This is a genomic window from Stenotrophomonas indicatrix (genome assembly GCF_050573115.1).
GTDB lineage: Bacteria > Pseudomonadota > Gammaproteobacteria > Xanthomonadales > Xanthomonadaceae > Stenotrophomonas > Stenotrophomonas lactitubi_A.
Map to the genome: position 1 here is coordinate 89,457 of NZ_JBNYZT010000003.1, position 13,850 is coordinate 103,306.

Below are 13,850 nucleotides of genomic sequence, written 5' to 3' on the forward strand. Positions count from 1 at the left end.
GTCGCCATCGCCGTCGACCAGGTCGGCAAATCCGTGCATGGCCCGGAGGGTGAAGTCCACATACTGGACAACATCACCCTGACCGTCCATGAAGGCACCAGCGTGGCCATCGTCGGCGCCTCCGGTTCCGGCAAGACTACCCTGCTCGGCCTGCTGGCCGGGCTGGACCTGCCCAGTCATGGCCGCATCACGCTGGCGGGCCAGGATCTGACGGCATTGGACGAAGAGGCGCGTGCACAGCTGCGCGCCCGCGACGTCGGCTTCGTGTTCCAGAGCTTCCATCTGCTGCCGGCGCTGACGGCGGCCGAGAACATCGCGCTGCCGCTGGAACTGGCCGGGCGCGAGGACCGCACGCGGGTGGATGAGGTGCTGGCTGCGGTAGGGCTCTCGCACCGCGCCCGCCACTATCCGCGGCAGCTGTCCGGCGGCGAGCAGCAGCGTGTCGCCCTCGCCCGCGCGTTCGTCAGCCGCCCGCGCATCCTGTTCGCCGATGAGCCCACCGGCTCGCTGGACCAGGCTACCGGCCAGCACATCAGCGATCTGCTGTTCGAACTCAATGCCGGCAGCGGTACCACGCTGGTGCTGGTCACCCACGATCTGCGCCTGGCGCAGCGCTGCCAGTACATCCATCGCATCGACAGCGGCCGCCTGCAGCCGGTGGAACATGGAGTGGACGCATGAACCTGCTGCGGCATGCGTGGCGCGCCCTGCGCCGCGAAGCCCTGGCCGGTGACCTGCTGACCGTCTTCGCCGCCTTGGTACTGGGCGTGGCGGTGATGACGGCGGTGGGCACGCTGGTCAACCGGGTCAACCTGGCCCTGACCGGCAGCGCGGCTGAAATGCTCGGCGGCGACCTCGGCGTGGCCGGGCGCGATGACCCGCCTGCCACGTTTGCCGACGAAGCGCAGCGACGCGGCCTGGCGCACACACGGCTGGCCAGCTTCGGCAGCGTGCTGTTCCAGGGCGATGCCAGCCAGATGGCCAGCATCAAGGCCGTGGAAGCAGGCTACCCGCTGCGCGGCGCGCTGCGCGTGCGCGCCACGCCAGGCGGCGCGCTGATCGCCGATGCCGGCATGCCGGCCAAGGGCCAGGCCTATGCCGATCCGCGCCTGCTGCAGGCGCTGGGCCTGAAGGCCGGCGACGATCTGGAATTCGGTGCGGGCACGCTGCGCATCGCCGGCATCATCGAATCGGAACCGGATGCCGGCGGCGACCTGCTGACGCTGTCGCCGACCCTGCTGGTCAACCGCGCCGATGTGGAAGGCACCGGCCTGCTCGGCCCCGGCAGCCGCATCAACTACCGACTGATGTTCGCAGGCACCGCCACCGATATCGCGGCCTTCCGACAATGGCTGCTGCCGCAGGTGAAAGGCATGCGCCTGCTCAGCGTGAACGATACCCAGCGCGGTGTACGCCAGGCCTTCGACCTGGCCGGTCGTTTCCTCGGCTTGAGCGCGCTGCTGGCGGTGCTGCTGGCCGGCGTTGCCACCGCACTGGCGGCCAACCGGTTCGCCCTGCGTCGCATCGACCAGGTGGCGATCCTGCGCTGCCTGGGTGCACGCCAGCGCGACATCCTGGCCGGCCTGGCCCTGCAGCTGCTGATGCTGGCGGTGCCGGCGTGTGCGATCGGCATCGGCCTGGGCATGGCGGCACAGGAAGGACTGGTGCAGGTACTGGGCAGCCTGGTGCCGCAACGCCTGCCGCTGCCCGAAGCCATGCCTGCGCTGACCGGCGCGGGGATCGGCCTGTTGCTGCTGTTCGGCTTCGCCCTGCCGCCGCTGCTGCGTCTGCGTGGGGTGCCGCCGATGCGTGTGCTCAACCGCTCGTTCGCCGCCTTGCCGCCGGCCTCGCTGCTGGCCTATGTGGCCGCACTGGCGGCCAGCCTGATATTGGCGGTGCAGGTCACCGGTGATCTGAAGCTGGCCTTGTGGGTGCTGGGTGGCCTGGCCGGGCTAGCGGTCGCCGCAGGCGTGGTCGGGTTCCTGCTGCTGCAACTGCTGCGTGGCCTGCAGCATCGTCTGCACGGCAACTGGCGGTTGGGCCTGGCGGCGCTGACACGGCGGCGGATGCTGGCGGTGATGCAGCTGGTGGGGCTGTCACTGTCGCTGTGCGCATTGCTGCTGCTGGCGGTGATCGGCCCCGGCCTGCTGCAGCAGTGGCGCGAGCGCCTGCCCGCGGACACGCCGAACTACTTCCTGATCAACATCCAGCCCGAGCAGCGCGACAGCGTGCTGGCCGCACTGCAGGGCCTCGGTGCGGATGATGCCAGCATCGAACCGATGGCCACCGGCCGCCTGATCGCGATCAACGGCAAACCACCGCTGCGGGTGGACCGCACGCCGGCCGACGACAGTCAGCCGCAGGGCGAAGGCCAGCGCGACGACGATGACGAGAACCGTCCGCTGAACTTCAGTTGGCGCAGCACGTTCCCGCCGGCCAATACGCTGGTCAACGGCACGTTCTGGACGCCGGACAGCACCGCTGCCGAAGCATCGGTGGAGATCGGCTGGGCCAAGCGCTACGGCGTGTACCCGGGTGATCGCATCACCATCGCGGTGGGCGAGCAGGAGCGCGAGTTCAGCGTCACCAGCGTGCGCAAGGCCGACTGGAACACCTTCCGGCCGAACTTCTTCGTGCTGTTGAATCCGAATGCGGTGGGCGATACACCGCATAACCTGCTGTCTGCGTTCCATCTGCCGGCGGGACAGGCGGCGGGTCTCGGAGCCTTGGTGCGCGCGCAGCCGAACCTGTCGCTGCTGGACGTGGATGCAGTGATCTCGCAGGTGCGCGATGTGATGGAACGGGTGGCGCAGGCGGTGCAGCTGGTGATGGTGTTCAGCCTGCTGGCCGGCGTGCTGGTGCTGCTGGCGGCACTGCAGGCGACGGCTGGCGAGCGCCGCTATGACAGCGCCGTGCTGCGCACGCTGGGTGCAACGCGGCGCCAGCTGCGTGGCGCGGTACTGGTCGAGTTTGGTGCGCTGGGTGCACTGGCGGCGCTGCTGGCGGTGGGCGCGGCAGCGGTGATCGGCGTGGCGGTGTCGCAGAAGGTGTTCGAACTGCCGCTGCTGCCGCCGTGGCCAGGCCTGCTGCTGGGTGGCCTGCTTGGCATCGCGTTGAGCCTGCTGGCCGGCTGGTTGGGCACCCGTCGGATCCTGCACACGCCACCGGCATTGGCATTGCGGGAGGCCTGACGCCGTTGTGAAAGCAAAGGCATCCACGCATGGCGTGGATCTACTACGGAGCGCTGCAGTAGATCCACGCCATGCGTGGATGCAGTGCCAATGGCCCCGGTAGATCCACGGTAGGCATGGATGCCGGATGCAATCCCCGCCGGAGAGCGTGCCGAGCAAGCTCGGCACCCACCAGTGCAGTGCACGTCCGACACCCGCCGCAGCGATCACCCTTCCTTCGGCGCCTTTTCCACGTACTTGGCGAAGACTTCGTCGATCTGCTTGTCCTTCACCTTCTTGCCGGCCTGCACGTCTTCGGCCTGGGTGAACAACGGGATGATCATCGCCATGCCGTCGAGCTTGGTCTTCAGGTGCACGCCCGGGGCCTGGGTCAGGAAGCCGTCCCAACGCTGGCGCACCTTGCTCCAGTAACCGGCAGTGGCCTTCCAGTAATCACGCGCCGGGGTGAAGTCGACCTCGGTGGTCCTGATGTAGTCGTTGAAGCCGAATTCGCGGGCGATGTCGACCTGGCTGCCATCAGCGTTGCGCTGCACCTTGGTGTTGAACTGCTCGTGGGTCCAGCCGTTCGGGGTCAGGGTGTGGCGGTTGACCACGGCCAGCGCGTTGTAATCGCTGCGCTTGGTGTATTCGCGGCGTGGCAGTGGCCGCCAGCTGATGTCGCTGGTCCAGGTCGGCACGTTGTTGGCGTAGGTCCACGTGCCGGTGCCGCAGTAGCGCGGTGCATCGCTGACTTCATACACGCACTGGGTCCAGGCGCCCTGGTTGGTCGCCGCCGCAATCGTGCGTACCTGCCAGGTCTGGTCGGCGCTGAACTCGAAGCGGTTCGGCGCTTCGTATACCCAGTCCTGGCGCCAGTGCTTGGTCACGTGGCCGCTCTTGCTGTCCACCAGCAGGTGCTGCAACACGATGCGCTTTGGGCTGTCCTCGACCACGATCACCACTTCGTTGCCGCCACTGCGCATGGCCGGCGCGCGCTCGTAGCCCGGCTTCAGCAGCACGGTTTCATCGAAGGCGAAATCCACCGTGTACTCACCCTGCATGGCCAGGATGCTGTCATGGTCGCGGGCGATGTCGGAGGGCTGCGCGCTGGCGGCACCACTGGCGGCGAGCAGCACCATCACGCTGGCTGTCTGGAACTTCATCGGGTCTTCCTTCGGGGTTGCAGGTTTCGTGGAAAGGCCATCCTGGCCAGCAGGCGATCCATCGCAATCAGGTCACAGTCGGACCAGCGGCAGGTCGCCGGCAGCGCGCGCGACGGGGCGGCGTGCGGCATCGGCACAACAGCAGTCGTCGATCGCCAGTTCGCCTTCGGCGCCTTCGATGCGCGCGATCCGGCGCGCGGTGGCGGCACCAAGCGACGACAACGTGGACAGGCTGGCGGCCAGGGTCCGGCCCTCGTCGGCAGCATGCAGGCGCAGCGTGCACAGGCGCCAGCGCTGGCCGCCCAGATGCCCGGCCAGTCGCCGCCACAGGCGCTCACCAACGCTGCCATCGGCATCGTGCGAAGGACCGGGCGGCAGCGTCGCCACCAGCCGGTCCCAGGCCAGGAAATCGCTGTCCGGCAACAGGTACAGGCGCCACACGCAGCGGCCGCGTGCATCAAGGAAGCACAGGCTTTCGCGCAGGCCCTCGCTGTCCACGCCCTGGCAGGCATGCACCGACACTGCCTGGCGCCAGCCGCCAAGTTCATTGCCATCGGCGTGGTACAGGCACAACACGGTGCCGAGCGCTGCCAGCTGTTCCGGCGCAGGCCAGGCCCGCAGCGACGAACGCGACAGGGAGGACGGCAGGCGACGCGCAGACAGGGCTCGGCTCATAGGATCACCAGGACACGGCAAGGCTGGCCGACAGAGTGCGGCCGGGGCTGGTATAGCGGTCCAGAACGGTACTGGTGGCTGACAGGGTCGAGCCGCCGTTGGACCAGTCGATGTAACGCTTGTCACCCAGGTTGAAGACACCGACGTTGAAGGTCGCACCCGGGGCGAAGTTCCAGTGCGCCATCAGGTCGGCCACGCCGTAGCCGGCCGGGCGATAGATGCTGGCCGAGGTCACACGGTCCTTGCGCTTGACGAAGGTACCGGCCAGTTCGACGCCCCAGGTATCGGTGTCGTACATCAGGCCGACGGTGCCGCGCATCGGATCGACCGAATCCAGCGGCACATCGGCGGTCTTGTTGTCGCCGCGCGACCACGCCACTGCACTGCGCAGCGCCCAACCCTGCAGGGCCGGGCTGATCTGGCCGAAGTCGACACCGGCCTTCAATTCGGCACCGTAGATGCGTGCGTCGGCGATGTTGCGCGACTGGAACACCATCAAGCCCTGCGCGTTGGTGCCCACCAGCGTCTGCGACTCGATGAAGTCCTTGTAGTCGTTGTAGTAGCCACTCAGGCTCACGTACGCCGCCGGCGACAGGAAGCGCATGCCCAGCTCGACACCGTCGCTGGTTTCCGGCTTCAGGTCCGGATTGGGAATGGCGGTGTAGCCGAAGGCGAAGTTGGTGAAACCGAGGTTGACGTCGTTGTACGGCGGCGAGCGGAAACCACGCGAATAACCGGCAAACAGCGACCACTCATCGGTGAAGCGATAGACCAGGCCGAACTTCGGCGACACGCTGGTCTTCTTCAGTTCCGACACGGCCACGCCGGGATTGTCCTCAGCGAAGATGCTGTCCACGTCCGGCTTCAGTTCGTAACGGTCCACGCGCACGCCCGGCACCAGCGACAGCTTGCCGTCGGCCAGGCGCATTTCATCCTGTGCGTACAGGCCCAGCTCGGTGGTCTTGCTGATCGGGAAATCGCGCACGGGGAATGCGTCGGGCAGGATCGTCGTGCTGACCACGCCACGGTTGCTGACCTGGTAGCCATCGCGCTTCTGGCGGATCTCGGTGCGGGCGCCATCGAAGCCATAGGTCAGCGCGTGTTCGACGGTGCCGGTGGTGAAGGCCTTGTTGAACACTGCCTGCAGCCCATACACGCGCTGGTCGAAACTGAACTCGCGATGGCGACGGCTGCCGTTGGCGCGCGCTTCATCGGTGCGCTGCGTGGTTTCGCTGTCCTGCGTGTAGGCCTGCCAGTGCAGGCTGTCGGCGAAGCCCTTGTCCAGCGCATCCATCTCGTGGGCGAAGGACACGCGGGTGCGGTTCTGCGTGTCGCGCGCCTTCATGCCGGTAGTGGTGGTGCGGTCGATCGAGGACAGCACGTCGGTATCGGTGTTGTCTTCGTTGCCTTCCACGGTCAGGCGGAAGCGCTGGTCTTCGCTGGGGGCATAGACCAGCTTGGCCAGGCCGCTGCGACCATCACGGTCCTGCGGGTTGGCCGCGGTGCGCGTGTTGTCGTTGCTGCGCACATCACCCTTGTTGTCGGTTTCCTGGCCCTGGCGGTGGTTGATGTTGACCATGCCACTCCAGTGCTCGCCACCGAAGGCGCTGGTCACGCCACCGAGCAGGCCTTTCCACTCGCCGTCGTAGCCGAACTTCAGGCCGACGTAGCTGTCCTTGCCATCCTTCAGGTAATCCGCCGGGTCCTTGGTGACGAAGGCAACCACGCCACCGAGTGCGTCCGAGCCGTACAGCGAGCTGGCCGGTCCACGCACGATCTCCACGCGCTTGAGCGTGTCGAGGTCGGTGAAGTTGCGGTTGGCGTTGGAGAACGAGCCGATGTTGAAGCTGGTCGGCATGGCGATGCCATCGGTCTGGATGCGCACGCGGTTGCCGTCCAGGCCACGGATGCGGATGCTGCCGAGGCCGAAACGGGTCGCGCTGCGGCTGACCGACAGGCCCGGCTCGTAGCGGACCAGATCCTTGATGTCCTGCACCAGTTGCCGATCCATCTGCTCGCGGTCGATCACATCGACGGTGGCGGCGACATCGCTGACCGCACGTTCGGTACGGGTGGCGGTGACCTGCACGCGATCGAATTCGCGCGCGTCGGGCGCGGCATCGGCAGCAGCATGGGCGGACAGCGGCAAAGCCATCCACAGGGCGATGGAAAGGGCAGTCGGGCGGGTCATCGGCATCGTTCGGTCAGGCAGGGGAACCCCCGGCCACCGCCACACCAAGCAGGCATGAACGGTAGACCGAGGGGGAGAGAGCAGGAGCGGACGGGTCGCCCACCCTGCCGGCGCTGCCGACAGGAGGGAGGGAGGCGGGCGACCAGACCGCGTTACTTGGTGAGGATCAGCTTGTCGTTGCTGGTATGACGCAGACGGTAGAAACGGTCACCGTGCTGGATCAGGATTTCACGACGGCCCTTGAGCAGGGCTTCGCTGTCGATGACCTCTTCCGGCGGCACGACACGAACCGGGCGGTCGCGGAGGGTCAGCGTTTCGGGGCGCAGCAGTACAGGTTGAGCATTCATGAGCATCTGGACTCGTGCGAGGGACGAGTTAAATGATAATGATTCTCAGTTGACAATCAACAATCATTCTCAACTTAATTGATGGAATTAATGATCGAAATTCGAATTTCGATAGCCTTTGTCTATTGAAATGAGCACGATTAGGCGCGGTAAGGCCGGCCGAGCGTGGGCTCGGCCCTACAACCTGTCTCCGGTCCTCAGGCGAATACGGCTTCCACCTGTGCCCAGCCGGCGTCATCCACCTGCGCCAGCACGTCCAGCGCCTGCAGGTTCTGCAGCAGCTGGCTGACCCGGCTGGCGCCGAGGATCACACTGGACACGTTGGGATTGCGCAGGCACCAGGCGATGGCCAGGCTGGCCGGGGCGTGGCCCAGATCGCGGGCCACGGCACTGAAGCGACGTACCCGGGCCAGGCGCGCATCGGCGTTGTCGCCCAGCACCAGGTCCTGCAGCCAGCCCATGCCTTCGCGGCCCAAGCGCGCATCAGCCGGCACGCCGTCGTCGTATTTGCCGCTCAGCAGGCCCGAGGCCAGCGGCGAGAAGATCGTGGTGCCCAGTCCGGCGGTGGCATACAGCGGCGCGTACTCCACTTCCACCCGCTCCCGGTGCAGCAGGTTGTACTGCGGCTGCTCCATCGACGGCGCCTGCAGGTTGTGGCGCGCGGCGATGTCCACCGCTTCCTGGATCTGGTTGGCCGACCATTCCGACGTGCCCCAGTACAGCACCTTGCCCTGCCGGACCAGGGTGTCCATGGCATGCACCGTTTCAGCGATCGGAGCGTCCGGATCCGGACGATGACAGTAATAAAGGTCCAGGTAGTCCACCCGCAGGCGCTTGAGCGCGGCGTGGCAGGCGTCGGTCACATGCTTGCGCGACAGGCCACGCTGGGTCGGCCGCGGGTCCTTTGCGCTGCCGAAGAACACCTTGCTGGACACGCAGAAACCATCGCGCGGCAGCCGCAGGTCGGCAATCACATCGCCCATCACCTGCTCGGCGCGGCCGTTGGCATAGCCCTCGGCGTTGTCGAAGAAGTTGATGCCATGGTCCCAGGCCGCCGCCACCAGGTTGCGTGCCTCATCGCGCGGCACCTGGTCGCCGAAGGTCACCCAGGCGCCGAAGGACAGGGCGGAAATCGGCAGGCCGGTGGAGCCAAGGCGACGGTAGAGCATGCGATTCTCCTGCTGCGGGCCCGCATACGGGCCGGGATCAAGCCACCATTCTACCTGTCCCGGCAGGCGCAACCCCTTGCTGTTGCTGGCCTGATCGGAGCCGATGGCCGCGCGCAGACCGCTTTTCCTTGCTCCGGCCCCTGCCCTGCACTAGGCTTCCCGTTTTTCGCGACGCCCCAGGGGAGTCACTCAGATGGTCGAAGGTTTGGGCAGGATCGGCTTCGGCCTGTTCGGTTTGGCGGTGCTGATCGGCATCACCTGGCTGTTTTCCAACAACAAGCGCGCGGTGGACTGGAAGCTGGTCGCCACCGGCATCTCCCTGCAGATCGCCTTTGCAGCCCTGGTGATCCTGGTACCGGGCGGGCGCGACGTATTCGATGCGCTGGGCCAGGGCTTCGTGAAGGTGCTGAGCTTCGTCAACGAAGGTTCGAAGTTCATCTTCGGCTCGTTGATGGACGTCAAGAACTACGGTTTCATCTTCGCCTTCCAGGTGCTGCCGACGATCATCTTCTTCTCGGCGCTGATGGGGGTCATGTACCACCTCAACGTCATGCAGGCGATCGTGCGGGTGATGGCCTGGTCGATCACCAAGGTGATGCGCGTGTCCGGTGCGGAAACCACCAGCGTCTGCGCCAGTGTGTTCATCGGCCAGACCGAGGCCCCGCTGACGGTGCGCCCGTACATCGCCAAGATGACCCAGTCCGAGCTGCTGACGATGATGATCGGCGGCATGGCCCATATCGCCGGCGGTGTGCTTGCCGCGTACGTGGGCATGCTGGGCGGTGGCGATCCGGTGCAGCAGGCGTTCTACGCCAAGCATCTGCTGGCGGCCAGCATCATGGCGGCCCCGGCCACCCTGGTCGTGGCCAAGCTGCTGATTCCGGAAACCGGCACCCCGCTGACCCGCGGCACGGTCAAGATGGAAGTGGAAAAGACCTCCAGCAACATCATCGACGCGGCCGCTGCCGGCGCCGGTGACGGCCTGAAGCTGGCACTGAACATCGGTGCGATGCTGCTGGCCTTCATCGCCCTGATCGCCCTGCTCAATGCGCCGCTGACCTGGCTCGGTGAAATCACCGGCCTGGCCGCTGCGATCGGCAAGCCGACCGACCTGTCGACCATCTTCGGCTACGTGCTGGCGCCGATCGCCTGGGTGATCGGCACCCCGTGGGCCGACGCCACCACCGTGGGTTCGCTGATCGGCCAGAAGGTCGTGATCAACGAGTTCGTCGCCTACACCGAACTGTCGAAGATCGTGAATGGCCAGGTGCCGGGCATGAGCCTGTCAGAAGAAGGTCGCTTGATCGCCACCTACGCCCTGTGCGGCTTCGCCAATTTCAGTTCGATCGCGATCCAGATCGGCGGCATTGGCGGGTTGGCACCGGAACGTCGCCACGACCTGGCCAAGTTCGGCCTGCGCGCGGTGCTGGGCGGTACCATCGCCACCTTCATGACGGCTACCATCGCCGGCGTGCTGACGCATTTCAGCTGAACCCTTGTTTGAGAAAAGATTCCCTATGAGCAGCAGTGTCGTTGTCGTCGGTTCCTTCAATGTCGATCACGTGTGGCGGTGCGAGTCGCTGCCGGCACCGGGTGCGACCATTGCCGGCCGCTACAGCACCGGTCCGGGTGGCAAGGGCTTCAACCAGGCCGTTGCCGCCTGCCGTGCCGGCGCTGACACCAGCTTCCTGTGTGCGCTGGGCGACGATGCGGGTGGTGCCACCGCCCGTGACCTGGCCGCGCAGGATGGTTTCGCGCTGATTGCCGAAGCCAGCAGCGAGCCGACCGGCACCGCCGGCATCTATGTCGATGCCCGTGGCCGCAACACCATCGTCATCGGCCCGGGCGCCAACGCGGCGTTGAGCACCGACTTCGTGCAGCAACAGCAGGCCCTGCTGACCAGCGCCAAGGTGGTGCTGGTGCAGCTGGAATCGCCGGTGCAGACCATCGAAGCGGCGCTGGCCGTGGCCCGCGAGGCCGGTGTCACCACCGTGCTCAACACCGCACCGGCCGACGCTCCCTCGACCATCGGCCTGCTCAAGCTGGCCGACGTGATCACCCCGAACGAGACCGAGTTCGCCGCCCTGCTCGGCCGTCATGTCGGCGAGCGCGTAGATGCCAACGACGTCGCCGCGCTGGACGGCGCCAGCCTGCATGCGCTGTGCCGCAAGCTGGTCGGCAACGGCACGGTGGTGGTGACCCTGGGTTCGGTGGGCGTGTTCGTGTCGCATGCCGACGAGCACCTGCGTGGCGACACCCAGCCGTACTACCGCGTGGGTGCCGAACAGGTGCAGGCGATCGACACCACCGGTGCCGGCGATGCCTTCAACGGTGCGCTGGTGGCCTCGATCGCCCAGGTGCCGGACGCTCCGTTCGCCCGCCACGTACGCTTCGCCAACCAGTTCGCCGGTCGTTCGACCGAGAAGGAAGGCGCGGCCGCGGCAATGCCGCGCTTCACCCCGGCCGATGCCGAAGTGAAATAACGCTCATCCCCGCGGGGATGATGATCGGGCCCGGGCATGCAGATGCCCGGGCTTTTTTTTGCAGGCCACCACGCACGGTGTGCGACGCTCTGACGCATTCCCCGCGCACGCGGCCTCTTCCACCATCGGCACATGAACGTATTCCCCTGGCTGCTGGTCGCGGCCACCGGCAGTGCCATCGCGGCCCTGCTGCACATCGGCTGCATCGCCTTCGGTGCCCCGTGGTATGAGCGCTTCGGTGCCGGCCGGCGCGTGGTCCGGCTGGCCGAGGCCGGGCATTGGTGGCCGCCACTGATGACAGCTGGCATCACCGCCGTGCTGCTGGTCTGGGCCCTGTATGCGCTGGCCGCAGCAAGGCATGCGCCGATAGCCGGCAGTCACTGCGTGCTGCCCGGCATCGCTGCCCTGTTGCTGCTGCGCGCGGCGATGGGGTTCGTGCTGGCGGTGCTGCGCCCCGGCTACAACGGCAAGCGCTTCTGGGTGGCCAGTTCGCTGGTCTGCCTCGGCCTGGGGCTGGCGTTCGCGTTCGGCGCGGCCCAAACCTCGCAATCCCTGTAGGGCAGCGGTCCACCCAGCCGATCACCATCGCCTGCCCTTGGGGGCGACGGAAGCAACCGTCAAGCATCTGCTGATGCCCGTGCGGCATGAGGTCGGTCCGGATGGGCCTGAACCGGCAGGCCGGCAACCCCGCCGGGGCGCCGGCCGCGCCCTACAATGGGCGCATGCAGATCGGCCCGTACTCCATTGCCCCCAACGTCGTGCTCGCGCCCATGGCCGGCGTCACCGACAAGCCCTTCCGCCTGCTGTGCAAACGGCTGGGCGCGGGTCTGGCCGCCTCGGAAATGACCATCAGCGACCCGCGTTTCTGGAATACGCGCAAGTCGATCCACCGCATGGACCATGCCGGCGAGCCGGCACCAATCAGCGTGCAGATCGCCGGTACCGAGCCGCAGCAGCTGGCCGAGGCCGCGCGCTACAACGTCGACCATGGCGCGCAGATCATCGACATCAACATGGGCTGCCCGGCCAAGAAGGTGTGCAACGCCTGGGCGGGGTCAGCGCTGATGCGCGACGAGCAGCTGGTCGCGCGCATCCTGGAAGCGGTGGTGAACGCGGTGGATGTGCCGGTGACGCTGAAGATCCGCACCGGCTGGGACTGCGATCATCGCAATGGACCGGTCATTGCCCGCATCGCCGAGGCCAGTGGCATCGCGGCCCTGGCCGTACACGGCCGTACCCGCGACCAGCACTACACCGGCCAGGCCGAGTACGCCACGATCGGCGAGATCAAGGCTGCGTTGCGCATCCCGGTGATCGCCAACGGCGACATCGATTCACCGCAGAAGGCCGCCTTCGTACTGCAGCAAACCGGCGTGGACGCGGTGATGATCGGCCGCTCCGCACAGGGCCGGCCGTGGATCTTCCGCGAGGTGGCGCATTACCTGGCCACCGGCGAGGAACTGCCGCCGCCGTCGCTGGCCGAAGTGCGCGACATCCTGCTCGGCCACCTGCACGCACTGCACGATTTCTATGGCGAACCGCAGGGCGTGCGCATCGCACGCAAGCACCTGGGCTGGTACGCCAAGGACCGGCCGGAGAATGCCGCGTTCCGCGCGGTGGTCAACCGCGCCGAGGATCCGGCCAGCCAGATCGCGCTGACCACCGACTATTTCGACCGCCTGATCGCCGGGGAACCGGCGATGTCTTCCGCTGCCTGAGCCCGCCCCCATGACCCCGCCGATTTCTTCCCCGACCTACCTGCACGGGTTCTCCGGCACCGAGCAGCAGCGCCTGATGACCCAGGCGCGCCTGCTGGAATCGAGCATCTTCGGCCAGATCGACTACAGCGGCGCCAAGCGCCTGCTGGAAGTCGGCAGCGGCGTGGGCGCGCAGACCGAGATCCTGCTGCGCCGCTTCCCCGAGCTGCACGTGACCGGCGTGGACCTGAGCGAGACCCAGCTGGAAACCGCACGCGAGAACCTGGCGCGCACCCCGTGGTGCAGCGACCGTTACACGCTGCAGCAGGCCGATGCTGGCGAACTGCCGTTCGAGGCGCGCACCTTCGATGCGGCCTTCCTGTGCTGGGTGCTGGAACATGTTCCTTCGCCCGCGCGCGTACTGAGTGAAGTACGCCGCGTACTGGCCCCGGGCTCGCCGGTGTACATCACCGAGGTGATGAATGCTTCGTTCCTGCTTGATCCGTATTCGCCGCACATCTGGCGCTACTGGATGGCCTTCAACGATTTCCAGTACGACCATGGCGGTGATCCGTTCGTCGGCGCCAAGCTGGGCAATCTGCTGCTGGCCGGCGGCTTCCGCGATGTGCACACCGAGATCAAGACGATCCACCTGGACAACCGCGAACCGGCACGTCGCAAGACGATGATCGCGTTCTGGGAACAGCTGCTGCTGTCGGCGGCCGAGCCGCTGCTGCAGGCGGGCACCGTGGACGAAGAGACGGTGGAGGGCATGCGTCGCGAGTTCCGGCTGGTGCAGAACGATCCGAACGCGGTGTTCTTCTATTCGTTCGTGCAGGGCCGCGCAACGGTGTATTGAGCGGCCTGCGGTATGCGCCGTCCATCTGATCCGCGTGCCCGGATGCAGTAGAGCCACGCCATGCGTGGCTGCCGCCGCCGATGCACACCCCATCCA

Annotated in this window: 12 protein-coding genes; 7 read left to right on the forward strand and 5 right to left on the reverse strand. The window is 66.8% G+C overall.

What is annotated here, in order from left to right; all coding sequences use genetic code 11:
* Positions 1–33 precede the first annotated feature (33 nt).
* Positions 34–681 (forward strand): ABC transporter ATP-binding protein, encoded by a 648-nt coding sequence (locus ACQ5SA_RS09265; RefSeq protein ID WP_499314245.1) that lies wholly within the window; start codon positions 34–36, stop codon positions 679–681.
* Entirely contained in the window at positions 678–3,191 is a 2,514-nt protein-coding gene (locus tag ACQ5SA_RS09270) for an ABC transporter permease (RefSeq protein ID WP_499314058.1), read from the forward strand. Before ACQ5SA_RS09265 ends, ACQ5SA_RS09270 begins: the two co-directional genes overlap by 4 nt.
* A 206-nt stretch (positions 3,192–3,397) precedes the next feature.
* Here ACQ5SA_RS09270 and ACQ5SA_RS09275 read toward each other — a convergent pair whose 3' ends face one another.
* The 5 genes from ACQ5SA_RS09275 to ACQ5SA_RS09295 all read right to left on the reverse strand — a co-directional run bounded on the left by ACQ5SA_RS09275 (position 3,398) and on the right by ACQ5SA_RS09295 (position 8,715).
* Complete coding sequence (locus ACQ5SA_RS09275) at positions 3,398–4,333, reverse strand: DUF6607 family protein (RefSeq protein WP_499314059.1); 936 nt, start codon at positions 4,331–4,333, stop codon at positions 3,398–3,400.
* A gap of 72 nt (positions 4,334–4,405) precedes the next feature.
* Positions 4,406–5,008 carry a Hemin transport protein gene (locus tag ACQ5SA_RS09280; protein ID WP_499314060.1) on the reverse strand — a complete coding sequence of 201 codons (603 nt, stop codon included), beginning with the start codon at positions 5,006–5,008 and terminating at the stop codon, positions 4,406–4,408.
* Between the two features lie 4 nt (positions 5,009–5,012).
* Complete coding sequence (locus ACQ5SA_RS09285; protein ID WP_499314061.1) at positions 5,013–7,199, reverse strand: TonB-dependent hemoglobin/transferrin/lactoferrin family receptor; 2,187 nt, start codon at positions 7,197–7,199, stop codon at positions 5,013–5,015.
* Between the two features lie 152 nt (positions 7,200–7,351).
* Positions 7,352–7,546 carry a hemin uptake protein HemP gene (hemP, locus tag ACQ5SA_RS09290; RefSeq protein WP_005412278.1) on the reverse strand — a complete coding sequence of 65 codons (195 nt, stop codon included), beginning with the start codon at positions 7,544–7,546 and terminating at the stop codon, positions 7,352–7,354.
* A gap of 197 nt (positions 7,547–7,743) precedes the next feature.
* Positions 7,744–8,715 carry a potassium channel beta subunit family protein gene (locus tag ACQ5SA_RS09295; protein WP_499314062.1) on the reverse strand — a complete coding sequence of 324 codons (972 nt, stop codon included), beginning with the start codon at positions 8,713–8,715 and terminating at the stop codon, positions 7,744–7,746.
* 193 nt (positions 8,716–8,908) lie between these two features.
* Here ACQ5SA_RS09295 and ACQ5SA_RS09300 point away from each other — a divergent pair, with 193 nt between their 5' ends.
* The 5 genes from ACQ5SA_RS09300 to ACQ5SA_RS09320 all read left to right on the forward strand — a co-directional run bounded on the left by ACQ5SA_RS09300 (position 8,909) and on the right by ACQ5SA_RS09320 (position 13,754).
* The gene (locus tag ACQ5SA_RS09300) at positions 8,909–10,207 is read left to right on the forward strand and encodes a NupC/NupG family nucleoside CNT transporter (RefSeq protein WP_108267027.1); all 1,299 of its coding nucleotides are present in this window, start codon (positions 8,909–8,911) and stop codon (positions 10,205–10,207) included.
* 25 nt (positions 10,208–10,232) lie between these two features.
* Positions 10,233–11,198, forward strand: coding sequence for a ribokinase (locus ACQ5SA_RS09305; protein ID WP_230110814.1), 966 nt, complete (start codon positions 10,233–10,235; stop codon positions 11,196–11,198).
* A 132-nt stretch (positions 11,199–11,330) separates the two neighbouring features.
* A complete protein-coding gene (locus tag ACQ5SA_RS09310) occupies positions 11,331–11,756 on the forward strand; it encodes a hypothetical protein (RefSeq protein WP_499314063.1) in 426 nt (141 codons plus the stop codon).
* Positions 11,757–11,920: 164 nt separating this feature from the next.
* Positions 11,921–12,916: a tRNA dihydrouridine synthase DusB gene (gene dusB / locus ACQ5SA_RS09315; RefSeq protein ID WP_099820273.1), complete on the forward strand. Its 996-nt coding sequence runs from the start codon at positions 11,921–11,923 to the stop codon at positions 12,914–12,916.
* A 10-nt stretch (positions 12,917–12,926) separates the two neighbouring features.
* Positions 12,927–13,754: a class I SAM-dependent methyltransferase gene (locus tag ACQ5SA_RS09320; RefSeq protein WP_499314064.1), complete on the forward strand. Its 828-nt coding sequence runs from the start codon at positions 12,927–12,929 to the stop codon at positions 13,752–13,754.
* Positions 13,755–13,850: the final 96 nt, after the last annotated feature.

Excerpts from the sequence above, each read along its gene's own strand:
- ACQ5SA_RS09270 (WP_499314058.1), top strand. The coding sequence starts at position 678 with ATGAACCTGCTGCGGCATGCGTGGCGCGCCCTGCGCCGCGAAGCCCTG.
- ACQ5SA_RS09275 (WP_499314059.1), bottom strand. The coding sequence starts at position 4,333 with ATGAAGTTCCAGACAGCCAGCGTGATGGTGCTGCTCGCCGCCAGTGGT.
- ACQ5SA_RS09280 (WP_499314060.1), bottom strand. The coding sequence starts at position 5,008 with ATGAGCCGAGCCCTGTCTGCGCGTCGCCTGCCGTCCTCCCTGTCGCGT.
- ACQ5SA_RS09285 (WP_499314061.1), bottom strand. The coding sequence starts at position 7,199 with ATGACCCGCCCGACTGCCCTTTCCATCGCCCTGTGGATGGCTTTGCCG.
- hemP (WP_005412278.1), bottom strand. The coding sequence starts at position 7,546 with ATGAATGCTCAACCTGTACTGCTGCGCCCCGAAACGCTGACCCTCCGC.
- ACQ5SA_RS09295 (WP_499314062.1), bottom strand. The coding sequence starts at position 8,715 with ATGCTCTACCGTCGCCTTGGCTCCACCGGCCTGCCGATTTCCGCCCTG.
- ACQ5SA_RS09300 (WP_108267027.1), top strand. The coding sequence starts at position 8,909 with ATGGTCGAAGGTTTGGGCAGGATCGGCTTCGGCCTGTTCGGTTTGGCG.
- ACQ5SA_RS09305 (WP_230110814.1), top strand. The coding sequence starts at position 10,233 with ATGAGCAGCAGTGTCGTTGTCGTCGGTTCCTTCAATGTCGATCACGTG.
- ACQ5SA_RS09310 (WP_499314063.1), top strand. The coding sequence starts at position 11,331 with ATGAACGTATTCCCCTGGCTGCTGGTCGCGGCCACCGGCAGTGCCATC.
- dusB (WP_099820273.1), top strand. The coding sequence starts at position 11,921 with ATGCAGATCGGCCCGTACTCCATTGCCCCCAACGTCGTGCTCGCGCCC.
- ACQ5SA_RS09320 (WP_499314064.1), top strand. The coding sequence starts at position 12,927 with ATGACCCCGCCGATTTCTTCCCCGACCTACCTGCACGGGTTCTCCGGC.